Source organism: Rhizobium sp. RSm-3, from assembly GCF_001854685.1.
In the GTDB taxonomy this organism is placed as follows: domain Bacteria; phylum Pseudomonadota; class Alphaproteobacteria; order Rhizobiales; family Rhizobiaceae; genus Rhizobium; species Rhizobium ecuadorense.
On sequence record NZ_MAWZ01000007.1, the window covers coordinates 144,237 to 165,598 of the forward strand.

The 21,362-nt window shown below is 61.2% G+C and carries 23 protein-coding genes; 8 read left to right on the forward strand and 15 right to left on the reverse strand.

The window, feature by feature from the left end:
• Positions 1-120 precede the first annotated feature (120 nt).
• The 3 genes from BBJ66_RS35620 to BBJ66_RS35745 all read right to left on the reverse strand — a co-directional run bounded on the left by BBJ66_RS35620 (position 121) and on the right by BBJ66_RS35745 (position 871).
• Entirely contained in the window at positions 121-255 is a 135-nt protein-coding gene (locus BBJ66_RS35620; RefSeq protein WP_018445350.1) for a hypothetical protein, read from the reverse strand.
• Positions 256-291: 36 nt separating this feature from the next.
• Complete coding sequence (locus BBJ66_RS34930; RefSeq protein ID WP_003586478.1) at positions 292-447, reverse strand: hypothetical protein; 156 nt, start codon at positions 445-447, stop codon at positions 292-294.
• Positions 448-589: 142 nt separating this feature from the next.
• The gene (locus BBJ66_RS35745; protein WP_049735491.1) at positions 590-871 is read right to left on the reverse strand and encodes a hypothetical protein; all 282 of its coding nucleotides are present in this window, start codon (positions 869-871) and stop codon (positions 590-592) included.
• Positions 872-961: 90 nt separating this feature from the next.
• Between BBJ66_RS35745 and coaD the strand changes: the two genes are divergently transcribed.
• The 5 genes from coaD to tgt all read left to right on the forward strand — a co-directional run bounded on the left by coaD (position 962) and on the right by tgt (position 4,951).
• Positions 962-1,456 (forward strand): pantetheine-phosphate adenylyltransferase, encoded by a 495-nt coding sequence (gene coaD, locus BBJ66_RS10115; protein WP_071086765.1) that lies wholly within the window; start codon positions 962-964, stop codon positions 1,454-1,456.
• Positions 1,457-1,514: 58 nt separating this feature from the next.
• Positions 1,515-2,087: a peptidylprolyl isomerase gene (locus tag BBJ66_RS10120; protein ID WP_049735489.1), complete on the forward strand. Its 573-nt coding sequence runs from the start codon at positions 1,515-1,517 to the stop codon at positions 2,085-2,087.
• A 28-nt stretch (positions 2,088-2,115) separates the two neighbouring features.
• A complete protein-coding gene (locus BBJ66_RS10125) occupies positions 2,116-2,625 on the forward strand; it encodes a peptidylprolyl isomerase (protein WP_003573154.1) in 510 nt (169 codons plus the stop codon).
• 77 nt (positions 2,626-2,702) lie between these two features.
• Positions 2,703-3,824 (forward strand): tRNA preQ1(34) S-adenosylmethionine ribosyltransferase-isomerase QueA, encoded by a 1,122-nt coding sequence (queA, locus tag BBJ66_RS10130; protein ID WP_071086766.1) that lies wholly within the window; start codon positions 2,703-2,705, stop codon positions 3,822-3,824.
• Positions 3,821-4,951: a tRNA guanosine(34) transglycosylase Tgt gene (gene tgt / locus BBJ66_RS10135; RefSeq protein WP_071086768.1), complete on the forward strand. Its 1,131-nt coding sequence runs from the start codon at positions 3,821-3,823 to the stop codon at positions 4,949-4,951. The genes queA and tgt overlap by 4 nt, the downstream gene beginning before the upstream one ends.
• Here tgt and BBJ66_RS10140 read toward each other — a convergent pair whose 3' ends face one another.
• From BBJ66_RS10140 to BBJ66_RS10180, 9 genes are all read right to left on the reverse strand, one after another.
• Positions 4,952-5,380, reverse strand: coding sequence for a DUF4864 domain-containing protein (locus BBJ66_RS10140; protein WP_049735486.1), 429 nt, complete (start codon positions 5,378-5,380; stop codon positions 4,952-4,954).
• Between the two features lie 80 nt (positions 5,381-5,460).
• Positions 5,461-6,726, reverse strand: a complete 1,266-nt coding sequence (gene fabF / locus BBJ66_RS10145) for a beta-ketoacyl-ACP synthase II (RefSeq protein WP_071086770.1) — start codon at positions 6,724-6,726, stop codon at positions 5,461-5,463.
• Between the two features lie 13 nt (positions 6,727-6,739).
• Positions 6,740-7,246: a winged helix-turn-helix transcriptional regulator gene (locus BBJ66_RS10150; protein WP_071086772.1), complete on the reverse strand. Its 507-nt coding sequence runs from the start codon at positions 7,244-7,246 to the stop codon at positions 6,740-6,742.
• A 38-nt stretch (positions 7,247-7,284) separates the two neighbouring features.
• Positions 7,285-7,839, reverse strand: a complete 555-nt coding sequence (locus tag BBJ66_RS10155; protein WP_049735483.1) for an NUDIX hydrolase — start codon at positions 7,837-7,839, stop codon at positions 7,285-7,287.
• A 130-nt stretch (positions 7,840-7,969) separates the two neighbouring features.
• Positions 7,970-8,791 carry an inositol monophosphatase family protein gene (locus BBJ66_RS10160; protein ID WP_071086773.1) on the reverse strand — a complete coding sequence of 274 codons (822 nt, stop codon included), beginning with the start codon at positions 8,789-8,791 and terminating at the stop codon, positions 7,970-7,972.
• Between the two features lie 60 nt (positions 8,792-8,851).
• On the reverse strand, positions 8,852-9,913 hold the full coding sequence (locus tag BBJ66_RS10165) for an ABC transporter ATP-binding protein (RefSeq protein ID WP_071086774.1): 1,062 nt from the start codon (positions 9,911-9,913) through the stop codon (positions 8,852-8,854).
• Positions 9,910-12,141 (reverse strand): ABC transporter permease, encoded by a 2,232-nt coding sequence (locus tag BBJ66_RS10170; RefSeq protein WP_071086775.1) that lies wholly within the window; start codon positions 12,139-12,141, stop codon positions 9,910-9,912. The genes BBJ66_RS10165 and BBJ66_RS10170 overlap by 4 nt, the downstream gene beginning before the upstream one ends.
• Before the next feature lie 89 nt (positions 12,142-12,230).
• Complete coding sequence (locus BBJ66_RS10175) at positions 12,231-13,256, reverse strand: ABC transporter substrate-binding protein (RefSeq protein WP_049735479.1); 1,026 nt, start codon at positions 13,254-13,256, stop codon at positions 12,231-12,233.
• Positions 13,257-13,373: 117 nt separating this feature from the next.
• Positions 13,374-14,366: an ABC transporter substrate-binding protein gene (locus tag BBJ66_RS10180; protein ID WP_049735478.1), complete on the reverse strand. Its 993-nt coding sequence runs from the start codon at positions 14,364-14,366 to the stop codon at positions 13,374-13,376.
• Between the two features lie 235 nt (positions 14,367-14,601).
• Here BBJ66_RS10180 and BBJ66_RS10185 point away from each other — a divergent pair, with 235 nt between their 5' ends.
• Both BBJ66_RS10185 and BBJ66_RS10190 read left to right on the forward strand, forming a co-directional pair.
• Positions 14,602-15,342, forward strand: coding sequence for a response regulator transcription factor (locus BBJ66_RS10185; RefSeq protein ID WP_049735477.1), 741 nt, complete (start codon positions 14,602-14,604; stop codon positions 15,340-15,342).
• Positions 15,339-17,423: an ATP-binding protein gene (locus BBJ66_RS10190; RefSeq protein ID WP_071086777.1), complete on the forward strand. Its 2,085-nt coding sequence runs from the start codon at positions 15,339-15,341 to the stop codon at positions 17,421-17,423. Before BBJ66_RS10185 ends, BBJ66_RS10190 begins: the two co-directional genes overlap by 4 nt.
• Here BBJ66_RS10190 and BBJ66_RS10195 read toward each other — a convergent pair.
• From BBJ66_RS10195 to BBJ66_RS10205, 3 genes are all read right to left on the reverse strand, one after another.
• A complete protein-coding gene (locus BBJ66_RS10195) occupies positions 17,420-17,713 on the reverse strand; it encodes a hypothetical protein (RefSeq protein ID WP_049735475.1) in 294 nt (97 codons plus the stop codon). The two genes, BBJ66_RS10190 and BBJ66_RS10195, sit on opposite strands and share 4 nt — an antisense overlap.
• A gap of 127 nt (positions 17,714-17,840) precedes the next feature.
• The gene (locus tag BBJ66_RS10200) at positions 17,841-19,967 is read right to left on the reverse strand and encodes a calcium-binding protein (RefSeq protein WP_071086779.1); all 2,127 of its coding nucleotides are present in this window, start codon (positions 19,965-19,967) and stop codon (positions 17,841-17,843) included.
• Between the two features lie 570 nt (positions 19,968-20,537).
• A complete protein-coding gene (locus tag BBJ66_RS10205) occupies positions 20,538-20,723 on the reverse strand; it encodes a hypothetical protein (RefSeq protein WP_049735473.1) in 186 nt (61 codons plus the stop codon).
• 208 nt (positions 20,724-20,931) lie between these two features.
• Here BBJ66_RS10205 and BBJ66_RS10210 point away from each other — a divergent pair, with 208 nt between their 5' ends.
• Entirely contained in the window at positions 20,932-21,327 is a 396-nt protein-coding gene (locus BBJ66_RS10210; RefSeq protein ID WP_049735472.1) for a hypothetical protein, read from the forward strand.
• The last annotated feature ends 35 nt before the right edge of the window (positions 21,328-21,362 follow it).

The following is a 21,362-nucleotide window of genomic DNA, read 5'->3' on the forward strand; positions in this document are numbered from 1 at the left end:
CGCGGTTGTCTTTGCCGGGGGCAAAGAAAAAGCCGGACGCTGGGTGCATCCAGCTTTGAAAGGCCTTGGCAGCGGAAGGGGGCCGCTCAAGGTGGGGAAGGAGTTGGAAAAGGAGGAAAGTCAGAACGCTCTATGTTTTTCGTTCAGCGCCTTGACCTCTTCACCTTCGCGCCGCAGCGCTGATATCGTCGAGGCTACAGACACTATGAACATGACGCTGATAAGGGCGGTGAGCACTGTCAAGATCGTGAACATAGGCATTCCTTTCCTGGGGAGTTGCGTTCTCGCCCCTCAGTACTGGCCCAGTACGGCCGTCCGGGCCGAAGCATAGGGACCATAAACCTTGGACGTATCAATCTTCTGATCATAGAGAGCGACAGTTGCGGTCAGCATGCCCGTGACCATTACCATCCAGAGCACGTTAATCATCGTAATCTTGCCGGGCATCTTTAGTCCTTCCTGCCGCGATAATCGCATCTATGTGTCGGTTGAATGAACGCATCCGTTTTAAAATGGTTCCGCCGGATGTTGAGGCGGTGTTTACCAATGCCGATCTGAAGCCTCCTTGAATGTCTCGTTCATCTGGCGTTCAGATTCGAACGTCGTTTTTCTTTTCCCGCAGACGGCCCTGGGCGCGCACGATCGCCGCATGTTCGGCAAGCTCCGGCCGCACCCAGCTCACCTCGTAGCGATCGGCGAAGTAGCCATAGGCCATCTCGGCGGCAAGCGAGGAAATAACGGCAAGTGCAACGAGCACGATCAGCATGGAAGTGGTCTTTCGGGGAGCGCCAAATGCCGGAATGGCATCGGCTGTCTTGATGATTTGAGTTAAGCAGATCCCGTCTGAAACCGCCTTGAACGGGCCGTTCATCCGCCGTTCAACCGTCCGGGACGATTGGCCAAATCACTTGCGGCAAGGCGGCATCCGTGACAAAAGGCGTCAAACCAACGGTCGGGCCAGATGACGACAGCTTTTTATCCCGGGTCCTTCGACCCGATCACCAATGGGCATGTGGATGTTCTGGTCCAGGCGCTGAACGTCGCCCAAAGGGTGATCGTCGCGATCGGCATCCATCCCGGCAAGGCGCCGCTCTTTTCCTTCGAGGAGAGAGCCGAGCTGATCCGCCTTTCGCTGGCCGAAGCGCTGCCCGGCAAGACCGGCGATATCGATGTCGTCTCCTTCGACAATCTGGTCGTCGATGCCGCCCGCGCCCATGGCGCCACGCTTCTGATCCGCGGTCTTCGCGACGGCACAGATCTTGATTACGAAATGCAGATGGCCGGCATGAACAGAACGATGGCGCCCGATATCCAGACCATCTTTTTGCCGGCAGGCACGGCCTCGCGGCCCATTACCGCCACATTGGTCCGCCAGATCGCCGCCATGGGCGGCGATGTCAGCGCCTTCGTGCCGGCCGCCGTCTTGCAAGCCCTCACATCCAAGCGCCCAGACTGACAAGTACGAAGTCTGGCAAGCGCAAAGACCAGGCGAAACCCGCCGCAATGGAGCCCATATGAAACTCTTTTATCTCGCATTTGCCGGCGTGTTGTATCTCGCCTCCTTCGCGGGGGACGCCTTCGCCCAGTCGGCCGATCACTATCTCACCATAGAGCTGAAGAACGGCCCCGTCGTCATCCAGTTGATGCCTGAGGTGGCGCCGAAGCATGTCGCCCAGATCGAGGCGCTGGCCAAGAAGGGCGAATACGACAACGTCGCCTTCCACCGCGTCATCGACGGCTTCATGGCCCAGACCGGCGACGTCAAATACGGCAATATGGAAAAGGGTTTCGATGCGAGCCTCGCCGGCACCGGCTCTTCCGACATGCCGGATATCCCGGCCGAGTTTTCCAAGACCCCGTTCGTGCGCGGCACCGTCGGCATGGCCCGTTCGCAGGATCCGAATTCCGCCAATTCGCAGTTCTTCATCATGTTCGATGACGGCTCCTTCCTTAACGGCCAGTACACCGTCGTCGGCAAGGTCGTTTCCGGCATGGAGAATGTCGACAAGATCAAGCGTGGCGAAGGTCAGAACGGCGAAGTCAAAAGTCCCGACCGGATGATCAAGGTCACCCTGGGCAAGAAGTAAGTTACGAGAGAAACAAGAGGAGAAGGCAATGGCCGAGATCAAGGATCCCGAAAACACCATCATTCTGGAAACCACCAAGGGCAAGGTTGTCATTCAGCTTCTGCCGCAGGTCGCCCCGGAGCATGTCGCCCGCATCAAGGAACTCGCCCGCGAAAAGGCCTATGACGGCGTCGTTTTCCACCGCGTCATCCAGGACTTCATGGCCCAGACGGGCGATGTCGAATTCGGCAAGAAGGGCTCTGAAACCTTCAATCCCGGCCGCGCCGGCATGGGCGGCTCCTCCAAGCCGGATCTGAAGGCTGAATTCTCCGCGACCACGCATACGCGCGGCACCTGCTCGATGGCCCGTTCGCAGAACCCGAACTCGGCCAACTCGCAGTTCTTCATCTGCTTCACCGACGCGCCCTGGCTGAACAAACAGTATTCCGTCTGGGGCCAGGTCATCGAAGGCATGGACAACGTCGACAAGATCAAGCGCGGCGAGCCGGTTTCCGATCCGGACTCGATCGTCTCGATGCGGGTTGCCGCCGACGTCTGATTGTGATTTCTGCTGAAACCCGCTCTTGCGCGTCAAACCGCGTGGGGGCGGGTTTCGCTTTGCCCGAAAGTGCCGTTATGCGCGTAGACCTTTTCGATTTCGATCTGCCGGATGAACGCATCGCGTTGCGGCCCGCCGAGCCGCGCGACAGCGCCCGTCTGCTCGTCGTCAATCCCCACGCGAAAAGCGGGCCTCATGCTGAAAGCGTGCCGCATGCGGAAAGCGTGCTCTCCGATCATCGCGTCGGCGATCTGCCTTCCTTCCTGCGGGCCGGCGATGCGCTGGTCTTCAACGATACCAAGGTCATTCCCGCCCAGCTCGAAGGCATCCGCCACCGCGACGGGGCCGGCGGCCAGCAGGTGTCGGCAACGCTGCATATGCGCATCGGCCCCAGCCGCTGGAAGGCCTTCGCCAAACCCGGCAAGCGCATCAAGGAGGGCGACCGCATCGCCTTCGGTCATAGCGGCGAAAGCTGCTTCCTCGGCGCGCTCGATGCCACCGTCGAGGAAAAGGGCGATGCCGGCGAAGTGACGCTCGCCTTCGATCTCGCAGGCCCGGCGCTCGACGAGGCGATCGCTGCCGTCGGCCATATTCCGCTGCCGCCCTATATCGCCGCCAAGCGGCCCGAGGACGAGCGCGACCGCGAGGACTACCAGACGATCTACGCACGCGAGGAGGGCGCCGTCGCCGCCCCCACCGCCGGCCTGCACTTCACGCCTGATCTGTTTGCGGCGCTGGATAAGGCCGGCATCGAACGCCATTTCGTCACGCTGCATGTCGGTGCCGGCACCTTCCTGCCTGTGAAGGCCGACGATACCGACGATCACAAGATGCACCTCGAAAGCGGCTATGTCAGTGGTGAAATCGCCGCCCGGCTGAATGCCGTCAAGGCAAGGGGCGGGCGTATCGTCTGCGTCGGCACGACTTCGCTGCGGCTGATCGAAAGTGCAGCGGCGGAAAGCGGAGAGATCAAGCCCTGGGCCGGCGCCACCGGTATCTTCATCACGCCCGGCTACCGTTTCAAGGTCGTGGACATGCTGATGACCAATTTCCACCTGCCGCGCTCGACGCTGTTCATGCTGGTCTCGGCTTTTGCCGGCTTCGAGACCATGCATGCGGCCTATGAACACGCCATTTCGACAGGCTACCGCTTCTACTCCTACGGCGACGCGAGCCTTCTTTTCCGGAAAGACAAATGACAGAGAACTTCCAATTCACGTTGAAGAAGACTGATGCCGGCGCGCGCCTCGGCGAAATTTCCATGCCGCGCGGCACCATCCGCACGCCGGCCTTCATGCCGGTGGGCACCGTCGGCACCGTCAAGGCGATGTATCTCGACCAGGTGCGCGAGACCGGCGCCGACATCATCCTCGGCAATACCTATCATCTGATGCTGCGCCCGAGTGCCGAGCGCGTCGCCCGCCTCGGCGGCCTGCACAAGCTGATCCGCTGGGAGCACCCGATCCTGACGGATTCCGGCGGTTTTCAGGTCATGTCGCTCTCCGGCCTGCGCAAGCTCGACGAGCAGGGCGTCACCTTCAAGTCGCATGTCGACGGCAGCCTGCACCATATGTCGCCGGAGCGCTCCATCGAGATCCAGGGGCTGCTCGGCTCCGACATCCAGATGCAGCTCGACGAATGCGTGGCGCTGCCGGCCGAGCCGAAGGAGATCGAGCGCGCCATGGAAATGTCGCTGCGCTGGGCCGAGCGCTGCCGGGTCGCCTTCGGCGAGCAGCCGGGAAAAGCGATGTTCGGCATCGTCCAGGGCGGCGATATCCCGGCGCTGCGTATCCGCTCGGCTGAGGCGCTGAGCCAGCTTGGCCTCAAGGGTTATGCGGTCGGCGGCCTTGCCGTCGGCGAACCGCAGGACGTCATGCTGCGGATGCTGGAAACGACGCTGCCGGTGCTGCCGCTGGAAAAGCCGCGCTACCTCATGGGCGTCGGCACGCCTGACGATATGCTGAAATCGGTCGCCCGCGGCATCGATATGTTCGACTGCGTCATGCCGACCCGCTCCGGCCGCCACGGCCTGGCCTTTACCCGCCGCGGCAAGGTCAACATCCGCAATGCCCGCCATGCCGAGGATATGCGCCCGCTCGACGATCAGTCGGACTGCCCGGCCTCGCGCGATTATTCCCGCGCCTATCTGCACCATCTCGTCCGCGCCAACGAGGCGCTCGGCGGCATGCTGCTCTCCTGGCACAATCTCGCCTATTACCAGGAACTGATGCAGGGCATCCGCAAGGCGATCGCCGAAGGCCGCTTCGCCGATTTCATGGCGGAAACGATGGAGGAATGGGCGAGAGGCGACCTCGCACCCGTTTGATCAAATACCCTTGCTGTCCGCATCCGGCATGATCTGCACGCCGTTGATCCGGTAGCTGCCGTCCGGCTGGCGGGTGATCTGGTAGATCGCCGTCCAGTCCTTGCCGTCGCGGCCGGAGATCAGCACCTCGTGATAGATCAGCGCGCCGTTGTCGATCGAGCGGCTGCGGCCGAAGGCGTAGTTGCCGGGGTGATAGACCGGCTCGTAGCTCTTCTTCACCATGGCGAAGAACAGGTTCTTGTCGGGATACATCGCCCTGATGCCGGGAGCGGCGAATGAATAGGCCGTTTCCGCATCCTCGTTGAGGAAGGCTTTGATCTGGTCCTCGATCATCGTCCGTGTGGCGTCGATCGGATCTTCGGCCCGGGCCGAGACAGGGGAGAGGAGGGACGCGGCACACAGAATGACAACTGCGAAGAAGGCGCGCATGGGGATCTCCGGCTCTATCGGGGGAAAAGATCCCGATAGAGCGGAAGTGTAGGCCATTTCCAGCGCAAGAAAAGCGGCCTTTACGACCAGCGGCGGAAGAGGGCGCTGGCATTCACGCCGCCGAAGCCGAAACCGTTGGTGATGGCATAGTCCATCGCCAGCGGCCGCGCCGCCTTGCCGACGATATCGATGCCGTCCGCATCAGGATCGGCCTCGTCAAGGTTGCGGGTCGGCGGCGCGATCTGGTCGCGCAACGCCAGGATGGTGAAGATCGCCTCCAGCCCGCCGGCCGCCCCCAGCAGATGGCCGGTCGCCGATTTCGTCGCGCTGACGGCAATGCCGCCATCCCGGCCGAAGACCGTGGCGATCGCCGCGATCTCGCCTTTGTCACCGACCGGTGTCGAGGTCGCATGTGCGTTCAGGTGCTTGACCTCGGACGCCGGGATCTTGGCCTGCCGGAGCGCTGCCTCGATCGCCCGGCGCGCGCCGTCGCCGTCTTCGGGGCCCGAGGTCATGTGGTAGGCGTCCGCTGCCGTGCCGTAGCCGACGAGTTCGGCAAGCGGCGTCGCGCCGCGGGCAAGCGCATGTTCGAGTGTTTCGATGACCAGAATGCCGGCGCCTTCGCCCATGACGAAACCGTCGCGCGCCGTGTCGAAAGGCCGCGAGGCCAGTTCCGGCGTCTCGTTGAAGCCGGTGGAAAGAGCACGCGCAGCGGCAAAGCCGCCGAGGCTCACCTTGTCGATGCAGGCTTCGGCGCCGCCGCAGATCGCCACATCCGCTTCGCCGGAACGGATCAGCCGCGCCGCATCGCCGATCGCCTGGACGCTGGCAGCACAGGCCGTCACCGGCGCGCCGAGCGGCCCCTTGAAGCCGTAGCGGATGCTGACCTGACCTGCGGCGAGATTGACGAGGAAGGAGGGCACTGTGAAGGGCGACAGTCGCCGCACGCCGCGCGCCTCACCGATCCGGACCGCCTCGGCGATCGCTGGGAAGCCGCCGACGCCCGAGGCGATGATCGTTGCCGTGCGTTCGCGTTTGCCTTCGTCTGTGGGCATCCAGCCGGCCTGCTTCACCGCTTCCTCCGTCGCCGCCATGGCGAACTGGATGAAGCGGTCCATCTTCTTCTGGTCCTTGGGCGGGATGTAACGGTCGGGGTCGAAGCCGGCCTCGACATCCGAGGCAATGCCGGGAACGATGCCGCCGACCTTGGCCGAGAGTTCGCCGACAACATCCTCCGAGAGCACCCTCAGACCTGAAGCGCCACCGAGGAGGCGTTTCCAGGCTGGCTCGACGCCGGTGCCGAGTGGCGAGACAAGTCCCATGCCGGTGACAACAATGCGGCCCATGATATTTTCCTCTCTATGCGTCGATGCCGAGATACCAGGCGCGCATGCGGGCGATCCGCGCGCGCACCTCGTCATCGGCTGCGGGGCCTGGAAGCAGGCTGGTGTTTTCGGGTGTCACTTGTTCACCGGTCCGTGCGTCGACCAGCACCGTTTGGCGCTCTCTGCCCGAAGCGGCGTCGCCGAGCAGAAAGGCGAGATCTTCCGCCGGCATATGCCGGCTTCCCCAGGAAAACAGCGTCATCAGCACCGGAAAGAAATCGCGGCCCTTGTCCGTCAGCCGATATTCGTAGCGGGCAGGGCGCTGCTGGTAGAGCCGCCGTTCGAACAGCCTCTGATCCGTCAGCTGTTTCAGCCGCCGTGTCAGCATGTTCGGCGCCACGCCGAGGCTCTTCTGAAATTCGTCGAAGCGCGACAGCCCCTGAAAGGCGTCGCGCAGGATCAGGATGCTCCACCAGTCGCCGACGCTGTCGAGCGCACGCGCCGCCGGGCATTTGAATTGGCTGAAGCTTGTTCGCTGCATGATGATAGTCACTACAGCAGTGACTATCATCATGCAAGTTACTTGTCGGAGGTGACGGCCTTCAGCGAGGGTCGCTTTGTGCGCCCGCGAACTTCAAACTCGACGAGCAGCGACTTGAGTTCGACCTCACGAACTCGCCGTGCCGCTTCATCAGGGCTGACCCACTCGAGAATACGCTGGCCTTGCTCCTTGAAGTCGCCGCTGATCTCGATGACCTCAACCTGAAACAAATCGACGATGCAGGGGGCGACGTCGCCATTGTCGAGTTCTTTCAGATAGGTGTAGCGGCCGACCGGTTTTTTCCTCACCGTCCCCCGCACGCCTGCTTCCTCCCAGGCTTCGATCGCTGCCGCTTCAAACGGCTTCTTCCCTTTCATCGGCCATCCTTTCGGAATGACCCAGCGCGCACTCTCGCGCGATGTGATCACCAGGATTTCGATCCCCGGTCCGTCATTGGCGTGGCGGAAGCAAATCGCGCCGTATTGTTGGCGGAATGCCCCCGAAAACAGCTTGGCAGGAACGGCGGCGAGCTGCCGCAGCAATGGCTGAGACTTGTCTGGTCGAGGCTTGCTGCGTTTTTTCGGAGTCTTCATGGCAATTGAGGATTGTTGAATTTGCTGATTCTTCACCCGCATGAGCGTGTTCATGGCAGATTATGACAATCAGTTGTAGGCGCAACCATCCGCCGTTGTCAGCCGCGCGCTCGCCGCCACGTGGCCTGCTCTACAATCCGATCCTATTGCCGTCGCGCAGATTGTGAATCGCCAACAATTCAGCATACGCGGAAACATTGCTCGCAAGGACGGGATGCCCCTTGAACAAATCTTCCCCCTCGGTCGGAAAGGGCAGGTACGCACCGCCGGCTTCTTTGACCAGGCAATAGCCCGCCATGCAGTCCCAAGCCCGCATGTGAGGTTCATAGTAGCCGACAAGACGCCCTGCAGCCACATAGGCAAGCATGAGCGCTCCGGAGCCGTTTCGAATGAACGTGCCGCCGCTGGCGAGCAAGGCTGTTATGATGGAGCCGACAACCTCCGGAGCGACGTGCGTATTGCAGCCGATACCCGTCATGGCGTTCTGTATCGTGCGGGAGGGATCGAGCAAAAGCATATCACCGTTCAAACTCGCTCCGAGGCCGACGGCTGCGGCATAAAGCTCATTCGCACAGGGTGCTTGGATCACGCCGATGACCGGGACGCCTTGGTGGAGGACAGCGATCGAAACGCACCAGGTGGGCATGCCATTGACGAAGGGCGCGGTGCCGTCGATTGGATCGACAACCCAGGTGTAGCCGGAGCTTCCCGCTTGATGGCCGAACTCCTCGCCGAGGAAACCGTCCTCGGGAATTGCTGCCGCAACCCGCTCGCGCAGAAAGGTCTCGACGTTCCGGTCCGCGATCGAAACGACATCCTGAAGATCGCGCTTTGTCTCGATCACAAGCGTCTCGCGCTTATTGAAATAGTCGAGCGCCAAAGCACCGGCCTCCGCAGCAAGGGATTTGGCCAGGGTGAAGCGTCGCTCCAGGTTGGTTTCATGCATCGTCATATTGCTATCCTTTATTCGCATTCCAAATGTTTCAGGCCCAAATGTTTCAGGCCCAAATGTTCAGGCATTGATCAGCGCGATGCCACGGTTCTCGAACCCGAGTGTGACATCGCTCGCAGGCGGCAGGTTTCTTTCTACGGCGTGGTCGATGATGAAGAGCGTTCCGACATCGGTCTCGACTTCATATTCGACATGTCCGCCGAGATAGGCACTGTGGAGGACGCGTCCCGCCAGGCCCTGCCGGCCGGCTGCCGCTATGGTAATCGATCCGGGCCTCACAGCGAGTTTTGCCATGCCGGGCTTTGCGTTACGGCCTGGCAAACGATGGTCCACACCGGCGACGCGGATAAGCGCCTCCGTACCTTCGACGCCGATCACCTCGCAAGGGATGACATTGGCCTCGCCCATGAAATCGGCGATGAAGGACGATGCCGGCGCTTCATAGAGCTCACGCGGCGTCCCGGACTGGGCGATCTCGCCATCCTTCATGACGATGATGCGGTCGGACACCGCCAGAGCCTCATCCTGGTCATGGGTGACATAAACGGCGGTGAAGCCGAGCCGTTGCTGAAGTTCGCGGATCTCCGTACGCACCCGGCGGCGCAGGCGTGCATCGAGGTTGGAGAGCGGTTCGTCGAGCAGCAGCACCTGCGGCTCGAGCACCAGCGCGCGGGCAACCGCGACGCGTTGCTGCTGGCCGCCGGAAAGCTCGGCCGGCAGGCGATGGCCCATGCCCGCAAGGCCGACGAGCTTCAATCCTTCCTCGGCCTTTTCCCGCGCTTCCTTCTTGCCGAGGCCCGACGACTGCAGTCCGTAGGCGACATTATCGAGCGAAGTCATATGCGGAAACAGGGCATAGGACTGAAACACCATCGAGACATCGCGCTCGTTGGCAGGCAGCATGGTAACGTCAGCACCGCCGATCAGGATGCGTCCGGATGTCGGATGCTCGAGCCCGGCCAGCATGCGCAGCGTGGTGGTCTTGCCGCAGCCGGATGGGCCGAGCAAGGTTACCAGTGTGCCTGGATCGATGGTGAGGGAAAGGTCGGGAATGGCCGTAAATGCACCGAAAGACTTGCGGACATTCTGGAAGGTGACGGAACCGGGTTTGACGGTGATCATGCGGTTTTCTCCTGACCGAGAGGAACAGAGGGAGCTGAGCTGGCGCCGGCGACGCGATTTTCGCGGCGTAGGCGGCGCTCGCCGACGACGAGCTGGAAGCCGGCGATGATGATGCTCATCACCACGATCAGCATGGATGAATAGGCGATTGCCACGCCGTACTCGCCATTCTCGACGAGACCGACGATGTAGGACGTGGCCATGTTGTATTCCGCGCTGACGAGGAAAATGACGGCGCTGATCGAGGTTATGGCGCGAACGAAGGAGTAGACCAGCGCAGCGGTGATGGCGGGCCGCAGCAATGGCAGGATCACCTTGCGGATCGTGCGGAAACTGTCCGCACGCAAAGTCAGCGACGCCTCGTCCAGGCTCTTGTCGAGCTGGCTCATCGCCGCGATCCCACCGCGAACGCCGACCGGCATATTGCGGAAGACGAAACAGAGGATGAGGATCAGCGCCGAGCCGGTCATCTCTACCGGAGGCAGGTTGAAGGCCATGATATAGCTGACGCCGATGACCGTGCCGGGAATGGCGAAGCTCATCATCAGGGCGAATTCGAAGACGTTCCGCCCGACGAATTTCTGCCGTACGATGATGTAGGCGGTGAGCAGGCCCACCGCAGCGGTCAGGGGCGCGGAGACGAGCGCGATTTCCATCGTCGTCCAGAAGGAGTTCCACGCCACGCCGGTCCAGGCGATCCCGCCATTGTCGAAGCCGATCGAGAAGGCGCGAATGTAATGGTCGAGCGTCAGCGAGTTGTCGAGGCCCCAGGTTTTCACGAAGCCGCCGATCAGGATCATTCCATAAACGACGACGGTGAAAATCATCCACGGAACGACCACCGCATGCACGGCAATGGAAAGGCCGCGCGGCAACGCGATATGAGCGCCGCTGTCGCCCTTGCCGGTGACCGTGGCAAAGCTCTTGCCCGATAGCCAGAGGCGCTGAGCGAGGAATGCCGAGAGCGTGAAGCAGAGGAGCACGATGGCAAGAACAGCCGCGCGCGACGGATCGTTCTGCGATCCGACGACCGCAAAGAAGATTTCCGTCGAAAGCACGCCATGCGTGCCGCCGAGCACCAGCGGATTGCCGAAATCGGCCATGCTCTCGATGAAGCCGATCAGGAAGGCGTTGGCGAGCCCCGGCTTCATCAGCGGCAGGGAGACGCGCCAGAACGTGCGCCAGCGACCGGCCCGCAGGGTCTGTGATGCCTCCTCCATCGAGGGACTGACACCTTCGACGACGCCGATGAGGACGAGGAAGGCGATCGGCGTAAAGGAGAGCACCTGGGCGATCCAGATGCCGGTGAGCCCATAGAGCCAGCGGCCCGGCTCGATACCCAACAGGCTGGACAAGGTCTCGGTGATGACCCCGGCGCGGCCGAACAGAAGCGTCAGCGCCAGGCCGATGACGAAGGGCGGTGTGATGATCGGCAGCACCGTCAGCAGGCGCAGTCCCTTTTTGAACGGAAAGCGCGTGCGCGTCGCCACCAGCGCAAAGCCGAGGCCGAGCAGGGTCGAGGCGGAGGCAGTCATCAGGGCGAGAAGAAGTGTACGCCAGGCAACGCCGCAACGTTCTTCGCCCGCTATGCAGCCCAGGCTCCAAATGCCGGGATCCTGAATGTTGCGTATGAGACCGTCCGGATTGAAGGAGCCGTCGAAGTCCTGCACCGAAGCGATGAACATGCTGCCGATCGGGTAGAAAACGAAGACGGTGACCAGAAACGCAAGAATGCAAATCGAGGCGACGATGAAGGCATCTCCCTTCATCACCCCGCGTTCGGCCAGTCCGAACGCAAAGAGGAGAACGAAAACCAGCGCCATGAGGACCGCGCCGGCACCCATCGAAGGCTGTCCCTCGGACAACATGCCGAATAGGTTTTCACTGATTGACCAGGTCCAACCGGAAAAGCCGATTGCCAGTCCCTGCAGAGACAGGAAGACGAGACCGACGGCGCCGATAAAGGCGAGCAGGGTTCCTCGCCGCATCGGATCGCGCACCAGACGCGCCGAACAGCCGAGCAGAAAGAGCAGGACCACGCCGGCAAGCCAAGTTCTTCCATACTGCAGGATTTGCAGCAGTCCTGGCGCCGTATCGGCGGAGAACGGAAAGGCAGACAGCCACTTGAATCCGAAGAAGCCGCCCTCGATGCGATACCACGGGAGCAGGATGAGGGCCGCCGCCCCCAGGCCAAGGACGATGTCCAATCGGCGATTGCCACGTCTCATTGGCATACCTCGCTTATTTCACGTTGATGAAAGGGGAGAATGGATCGGCACCCCGGATCCGTCCGGGATGCCGTGCCACTCATCGATCTTCAGTTGGCAATGGCGCCGACTTCCCGGTCCCAGCGCTCCAGCAAGGCCTTGCGCTTTGCCGGATCGCCATAGGTCTTGAAGTCGTAGTCGATCAGCTTGATGTCCTCGAACTTCGGAGCTTCCTTCGGCACCTCCGCCGATTTGTTCGACGGCAGCTGGAAGGACTTGGCATCCTTCATGCGCGACTGAACTTCGGGCCGCAGCGCCCAGTCGTACCAGATCTTGGCGTTGTCGAGATTGCGGGCGCCTTTGATGATCGACATGGAGCCGATTTCATAGCCGGTGCCCTCGCATGGCGCGACCGACTTGACCGGAAAACCTTCGGCAGTCTGGGCGACGGCGTCGTGCATGAAGACGATACCGAGGGCCGTTTCGCCCCGCGCCGCCGCCTTGACCGGCGCCGATCCGGACTTGGTGTATTGCGAGATGTTGGCGTTCAGCTTTTTCAGATAGTCGATGGCCTGGTCTTCGCCCATGATCTGCACCAGCGAAGCGAGTGCCGTATAGGCCGTGCCCGACGAGTTCGGATTGGCGATCTGGATTTCGCCCTTCAATTCCGGCGCCAGGAGATCGGCCCAGCAGCGGGGCTCCTTGTAACCCTTGGTCTTGAAGATCTCGGTGTTGTAACCCCAGCCGAGCGCACCGGCGTAGACGCCGACCGTCTTGAAGCCGGTGCTCTCCGCCTGCTTTTTGGCCCAATCCTGCAACTGGTCGAGCATTGGCGACTTGTATTCCAGCGTCAGGTTTTCCGATGCTGCCTGGACGTGCGGATCACCGGTGCCGGCCCACCAGATGTCGGTCTTCGGGTTGCGAGCCTCGGCGCGTATCTTGGCATAGGTCTCGCCCGACGACAGGCGCACCATATTGACCTTGATGTCGTGAGCCTTTTGGAAGTCGCCCTGCATCTGCTCGCAGATGACAACATCGGCTGAGCAGATGAGGTTGAGCTCGCCGGCGGCCTGGACCGAACCGGCAGCCAGCGCCGTTCCGGCAAAGAGAAGGGTGGAAAGAACTGTCAGTCGCATGGGTATCCTCCTGTTGCTTGCGTCTGAGAGGGGGTGGGGCAGCGACACAAGCGCTGCCCGTCGCGGCGCGTCGATCGCACCGTGTTGTCAAGTGTCGGATGGAAGTCGGATCCCGGCCTATTGGGTCGGGGAGATCTCGGTGTCGAAACGGGTCAACAGCCGACTTCGCTCGTCGGGTAAACCGAATGTTGCAAAGTCATAATCCACCATCTTGATCATGGTGATGTCGGGCGCGGCCGGCGGCAGCGCCGCTTTGGCGTTCGACGGAACCTGGTTCTGGCCGGCTGCGGCGCCCGTCGCCTGACCTTCGGGACTGAGGGCGAAATCGACGAATGCCTGGGCGGCCCTGGCATTGCGGCTACCCTTGACGATGCTGACCGCACCGATTTCGTAACCCGTTCCTTCGCAGGGCGCGACGATGACCAGCGGCGCGCCCGCTTCCTTCAGTGTCACCGCGTCATGCATGAACGAGATGCCGATCAGGATTTCACCCCGGGCGGCAGCCTTTACCGGCGCCGCGCCGGACCGGGTATACTCGACAATGTTGCGGTTAAGGGCGGCCATATACCGGAACGCTTCCTCTTCGCCGAGAAGCTGCACGAGCGTCGCCAGCATTGTGAAAGCCGTTCCGGAGGAATTCGGATTGCCGGACTGGATATGGCCGCGATAGGCCTCTTTCGTCAGGTCCTGCCAGCAGGTCGGGGCCGGAAGCTTCAGCGCTGCGAGCAGATCGGAATTGTAGGCGAAACCCAAAGCCCCCGCATATATGGCGGCCGAACGTGAGCCGGACATGGCAAAGAAGTTCTGCGCCCAAGGCAGCATATCGTGTTCATGGTCGGGCTGGTATCGATCGAGCAGATCCTCTGCGGCAGCCTGTAGATGGGCATCACCCGTTCCACCCCACCAGACATCCACCGTTGGATGTGATTTCTCGGCACGGATCTGATCGAGTATGTCACCCGTGCTCTTGCGAACCATCGAGATATCGATATCCGCGCGGGCTTCGAACGCTTTTTCCATGGCCATGCACCAGGCTTCGTCGACGCCGCACAGGACGTTCAATCGCGCCTCGGTCAGGCCCTGGCTTGCGCCGCACAGCCAGAAAGCCATGCCCGCAGCAAAAGCGGTCAATATTCTCACTCAAGCCTCCCTTGGAACCTCCCGTTCCAATCTCCACAGCCAGCATGTCAGATCTTCACGTCACCGCAATCGAAGAATGGTTACCGATTTTTCAACGCCGAGCCGAACGATATTACATTCATTACAAATGTGACAAACCTCATCATCAGCAAGCCTTTGAACATTGGCGTCGGCGTGCCTATGATGACGGCGGGAGGATCAAACGGTGCTGAATCAGAAGGTTCGAATTCTGATCGTCGAGGACGATCCGGATATGGCGGAACTTATTTCCGATCTCGTCGAGGCCGAGGGATGGATTCCGACCTGCGCGGGATCCGCCGAGGAGGCAACCGATATCCTGGCGCGAGAGCAGATGCATCTGGTGCTTGTCGACCATAACCTGCCGCGTACATCAGGCCGGGCTTTCGCCCAGAAACTGAGGTCGGAGGCCAATATCGGCATTGTCATGGTGACGGCAGCCGGCAGTGCCGCCGATCGCGTCCTCGGCCTGGAAACCGCTGCGGATGATTATGTCGTCAAGCCGTTCGAACCGATCGAACTGACGGCCCGCATCAAAGCTGTCTTACGGCGAACCGTGCCGTCGCTGAAACAGGAAAAGGAGAGCGAGCGGGAGCACGAACGTCCCTCTCTGCAGCTTGGCGATTGGGCTATCGACCTGATGGGCCGGCAAGCCGTCTGCCTCGCGGACCGCAGCAAAACGCTGACGACGGCCGAATTCGCCCTGCTTGAAATCCTTGCGCAGACCCCCAACCAGCCGGTGAGCCGGGCGCAGATCCTCGATCGGCTTGGCTCGGAAAGCGATCGCTACATCGACCGCAACGTCGACGTCCTGGTCTTGCGGCTCCGGCGGAAAATCGAACGTAATCCCGACCTCCCGCGCCATATCAAGACACGACGCGGAAAGGGCTATGTCCTGCACACCGGCGATGGCGAGCCGTCCGCGTGATCAGCCGCTCCTTTCTGTCATCGATTGCCTTTCGCCTGCCGTTCGCGATTGCCTTCATCTGCTTCCTGGTCTTCAGTCTTTCAGCGATCGCGATCTACGGGCTGCAGCGCGCCCGTGACGAAATGGCAGCCTACGGCCTGCAGGCCTTCACGAGCCTCGCCAAGGCCTCGCTCGTTTCCCGACAAGTATCCGACCTGGTGTCGAGCGCCCCCTTCCTGATGAACTCGACCTCGCCTTACCGGGTGGCGAGCGAGAGCCGCGATGTCGTGCTGCAGGTCGACAGCCTGCTCAAGACGGCCGAGCCTCACGGAGCAGACCAGGCTGCCCGCGGCTTTGCGAGCCCGAGGATGGTTGAACTCCTCGCTCTTATCAGGACACAGACGCTTGTGCTTGCCAGGGACGCCGACGCCGCCCAAAATCACAAGGCTGAAGCCGCCGCGGCGCTGGGGGAGGTGGCGACCGGCAAAGGCGTTGCCGATCCCGATCTGCGCCGTCAAGTGAATGGAATCGTGCAAGCGGCTTCCACCTCCGACAGTCTTTTCCAGCTCGGTGAACTTCGCAGACGATACGTGGCATATACGACGGCCGCGCAGGGGAGAACCGTGGCCGCCGAGCTTCAGCCGTATGAGCGTGTGTTCGAAGCTCAGACACGATACCTCTTGAACATGTTCGCGATCCGGGCGGCGGTCGCAAAGCTGCATGCCGTCTCCCGCGATCTCTCTCATGCAACGGAGACGCAAAGTGATGCTGTTGCACGCCAGCTGAACGACGATCTGCTTTCGACCTCCGATGCTTTGAGCCGGCTGCTGGTCACCGTAGGTTTGGCTTTCCTGCTCGTGCTCGTCATGGCAATTTTCTCCATCCGGTCGGTCATGCGCGTGTCACGGGGCATCGTGGCGCTGTCGAACGGCATGAATGCGCTCGCCAAGGGCGAAAACGAAGTGGGTCCGCCAGCCTACCGTGGAAATGAAACCGAGCTTGTGCGTCTGCTGGAGGCCTTTCGCGCCTTCAAGGACAGCGTGGATCGTGTCTCTCGATTGAGACGCACGGCAGAAGCCGCCGCTCGCACCATCCGTTCAACCTTTCGCAACATGAACGAGGGGATTGCGCTTTTCGACAAGACGGGGCGACCGATCACCATGAACAGGCGGATCATCGAACTGTTCGGCCATTTGGGTTCCGCGCGCAAATTGCCGCTGCGCCGGTTTGTCGAGCCCGTGCCGGAGATTGATCCCGCCTTGCTGCCCTCCGATCCGGAGCGCGGCACCCTGTTGGAACGTGCAGTCGTCCGCCATCGGACCGGTGACCAGCGGGTCATCGAGATCTCCATGTCACGACAGCCGGAGGGCGGCATCGTTCTTCTGGCACGCGACGTAACGCTGATGGATCGGCAGGAGGCGGAAGCGGCAAAGGTTCAGCGACTGGACGGCATCATGCGTATGACGCATCAGGTGAGCCACGAGGTGGGCAACATGATCGGCATCATCACCGGCAGCCTCGGCCTCCTCGAGCGTGAAACCGGCTTCAATGATCGGCAGAAACGCAACATTGCGCGGATTCGCAAGGCTGCCGAGCGAGGGCGGTCGCTGGCCGGCAGCATGCTGTCGATCGGCAGCCAGCAGCCGTTCTATCCAAGCCCCGTGGATGTCGCCAGCCTCCTTCGCGGAATGGCCGATATCCTGGAGATCGCCGTCGGTGCAAAATGCCATATCAAGCTGGAACTGGATGCCCACCTGCCGGTCGTATCGCTCGACGCGGCCCTCTTGGAACAGTCCGTTCTGAACCTCTGTCTCAACGCTTCGGCGGCGATGCCGACGGGAGGCGTCATTGTTATCGGCGCGACGGCAACCAGAGAAATATTGCTGATTTCGGTGACCGACAGCGGCATAGGCATGAGCCCGGAGGTGGTAGACAAAGCTTTCGAGCCCTATTTCACCACACGAGGCGTCCACGGTGGAGCAGGGCTTGGTCTGGCCATGGTTTACGGCTTTGTCCGTCAGAGCGGTGGGGAGGCATCCATCTATTCCTCTCCCGGGCACGGAACGACCGTTAAGCTCAGCTTCCCCACAGATTTGCGCTAGTTCGCATCGCCGCCGAAAAACCGGGCGAGCAGGATGCCGGTGACGAGCATGCCGGCAGCGACGAAGATCGTATCACCCGGCGTGCCGATATAGAGCGGCCCGATATTGGCAAACAGCAGAAAGGCAATCAGGAAATTCGCCCAGCCCCAGACGACATTCGCTGTCGGCGAACCGGGATTTGCGAATGGAGTGCGAAAACGCCGGCCGCTGACGCCGTTGACGAAATGCGGGATGCCGTTGGTCAGAAATGCGGCGGCGATGAAATGGGTGATATAGGCGATCCAGGGCAAGGGGTTCTCCGGTGCTGCGAGTGGCGTTAGCGGAGGAATGTGGCCGGCAATGCCATGCCGGCAAGAGGAGCCTGGAAAAGCACGTGGTGCGGCAGTCCGCCGCCTGAGTGCGGCGGGCCTGGCCGGGTCAGATCAGCACGAAATCTTTGAAGTGCAGCGCCGCGGCATTGCCGAGATCCGCGATAGGGATTGCCGTGCCCGCCGCACTTCCATCCGCGTCAAAGGAGAGAATGCCGCTCGCCTGATCGTAGATCAGCTTGTCATCGGTCTCGAGCGCTTTCGTGCCGAGAACGAAATTCTCATCCGAAAATGCGGATAGGCTGAGCGCAGCGAAAATCGAATGGTCGAGCAGCAGCTTGTCGCCTGCCGCGGAGGAGAAATCCCGGATCTTGTCGACGCTGACATTGTCGGGTTTCACATCGAAGACGAAGCTATCGGCTCCGCCGCCGCCGGTCAGTATGTCTGCGCCGGCTTTGCCGAACAGCTTGTCGTTGCCGAGCCCGCCGACCAGCTGGTCGGCGCCTTTGCCGCCATTGATCGTGTTGCTGCCGTCATTGCCGGTGAGGATGTTGGCCGTGTTGTTGCCTGTCGCGCTGAGATTGGCTGTTCCGGTCAAGGTGAGATTCTCGATCGTGCCGGCCGCGCGCTTCGTATCGGCCAGGCTGAAGGAGGTCGAAGCCCTGACGGTGTCCTTGCCGGACGCGTCCGTTTCATCGGCAACATCGCCCGCATTGTCGATCACATAGGTGTCATTGCCGGCACGCCCCGACATATGGTCGGCTCCTGTGCTGCCGTCGAGGATATTGTTGCCGGAATTGCCGACGAGCGTGTTCGCCAGGCCATTTCCGGTGCCGTTCAGATTGGCGGCGCCGGTCAGCGTCAGGTTTTCGACGTTGCCGATCGTATGCGTCGTATCCTTGAGGCTGAAGCTGATCGACGAAATCACGGTATCGGTTCCGCCGCCCCGGCTTTCGTCGACAATTTGAGTAGAGCTGCTCACGGTGAATATGTCGTCGCCCGTGCCGCCATAGAGATGGCCGGTGGCCGGCGGCGGCGTGCTGGCGGTGCCGCCACCGATGTCGATGATAACGGGATGGTCGGCGACCTCAACCGTCAGGGACGACACATTGCTGAGGCTCTTGATCGCGGTCGTCCCGCTCAACGGATCGAAAACCTTCACAGAGCCGAAGGAGGCCCCGAGATTGACCTTGACGCCTGTCGTCGCCGCCTGGATGGCCGTGTCGGTGGACTGGTTCCAGATATCGGGCTCGTTCCAGATGATGATCTGGTAGCTTCCGTCGGATTTCTCGGTAAGCAGGCTGCGGGCCGAGGATGGCATGCCGTCGATCGAGTAGTTGAGGGTCCCTGCGCTGAAGCTCGCCTTCGCAGCATTGTCGTCCGCCAGTATTTCCGTCAGATTGTGGATCGCCGTCGCAGCCGGCTTGGCGGAATAGTCGAGATGAAAAAGGCCGAAATGCTTTTCCTGATTGGCGCCCTGCGGATCGGAATAGGCGTCCAGCAGTTCGTAGATGAAGGTCTGCTTCGATCCCAGTGCCGCGCCGTCCATCAGCGTGTTGAGCACGAGCTTTGCCTGCGTCGCTTCGCTGACGCCTTCCCAGCCGCCATTGGTGTCGGCGGTGAGCGAGGTGTGGTAACCGGTCTCGGTGATAACAAGCGGCTTGCCCGGATCGGCGGCGCGCTGAACGCCGGCTTCCCGGGAAAGCCACTGGAATGGCTGGTCGCCATCCTTCGCATAGGTGTGGATCGTCGTGTAATCCGAGGCGGAAGCGACCGTATATCCGGTGAAGCCGAGCACCGGGATGTTCTTCAGCAAGGGATCGGCATTGACGGCGGCATAGAGGTCCTTCTGATAGGCGACCGCTGCCGCCTGGCCGCTGAGGCCGTGATAGCTGACCGGCCAGTTGTTCACCTCGTTCGGCCCTTCGATGCCGACGATCGACCCCGGATGAACCTCAACGAAGGCATGCAGCCGCTGCGCCACCGTGGCGGGGTCGACTTCGCGCTGGGCGCTGAAGACGAATTGCACGCCGGCTTCGGCGGCATCGCCGAGATGGGTTTGACCGTTCGGGTCGGAAGCGGAATTGGGGGCGTGATCGCGAACCGTATCAAGGCCAAGATAGTCTAAAGCCTTAACAACGCCCCCCACATTGGAATATTTTCCGTCGGTGTAATCGATGTGCGTATCAATTCCGAAGGAGCGAATAATATCGTTTATTCTAACGGCTTGAGCCATAGTCTTCTCCCGGTTTACGACGGAATCGACTATGGGAATATATCCCCATTTGCTGTCGCCGATTCGATTTAATACACGAGGAGGGCCGTGCAGGTGCTTGCCCGTTAACCATGATATGTTGTTCCGAATGTGGCCCGGTATCGGGCAGCAATTCGTGCGATGAGATCATCAATCTTTGCTTGCATTTTTCCGGTCGTCCGCCCAGATCATGCCTGAGTGAGACTGGCCGATGCATCTGGGGAATCCGATGACCGTCAATGTTCAGTTCCGGTTTCGCAACGGCCTGCCGTCGATGGCTCAAGGCCCGTCTTCGCGGCAGTTGCGACGAGCAGGGCCGCCCCTCGACCGATTGGGCATCGATGCTCCCTTCGACGACGGCCACTGGCTGCGCAGCGAACGGCTAGGGGGATGGCCTTTGGTAGGAGGTCTTCAATACCGACGCCGGCGAAGGGGGCTGGAACATCGGCAATCGCGGCGAGAAGATCAGAGCCACAGCAGGAGCGCTGAACGCCGTATTGCCTACGTCAGGTGTGTTGGTCTTCCGCAGGCTGTGATGGGAGGCGGGAGCGGTCAGGCAAAGCCGAGCGGCAGCTTGTCCAGTTTCCTGTCGGCGCCGTAGTCGCGCTCATGTGGCGAGCGGCGGCGGCCGTCGCGGCTGGAAAGATCGATCCGGTTTTCGGCAAAGACCCCATCGGGATAGGTACCGGTATCATGGCAATCGGCGTCGATCTTGCGAGCAAGGATTTTCAGGATCATCGGGGTTCCTCCGCGGCGCACCATCAACACTCGGAAAGGCCGCTTCGTTCCCTTTATAAATTCTGAATTATTAATAAATTAACCATAAGCGTCAACGAAAGGCTCAGCGGTTGCCAACGTTCGGGCGCGCTCGTCAGCGCTGAAAGGCCTTGCCATGGAACTCACGGAGCGTGATTGCCGTTGATATCGATAAACACAGGAGGTTTCCATGCAGTTGATCGATACGCGAGTGACACAGGCCGGTGACGTCTTCACCGTCGAGTTCCTGGGCGAGGGAGGGGAATCGATCTCCGTCAGGATCGACAACTCTCATGGCGAACTTGACCACTCCACGGCCGTCGACCACGCCAAGGTGATGATGGTCCAGTTGACCAGCTTTCCGGGCGGGGAGGCGGATGGCAGCATCAACCGTTACGATGCCTTGAGCAACGGCAATTTCGACGAAGGCAGCAAGGGCCTGATCGGCCAGCCGAGCGCGCGTTCGAGCCATGACAGCCAAACGCTGGAGGAGGAACTCAACGAAGGTCTTGAGGACTCGTTTCCGGCAAGCGACCCCGTCTCGGCCACGATATCGTCCATTCCCGCCAACGCGCGACGGCACTGATCGCACTGCGTCCTGAATTTCAAATGCAGGCAAAG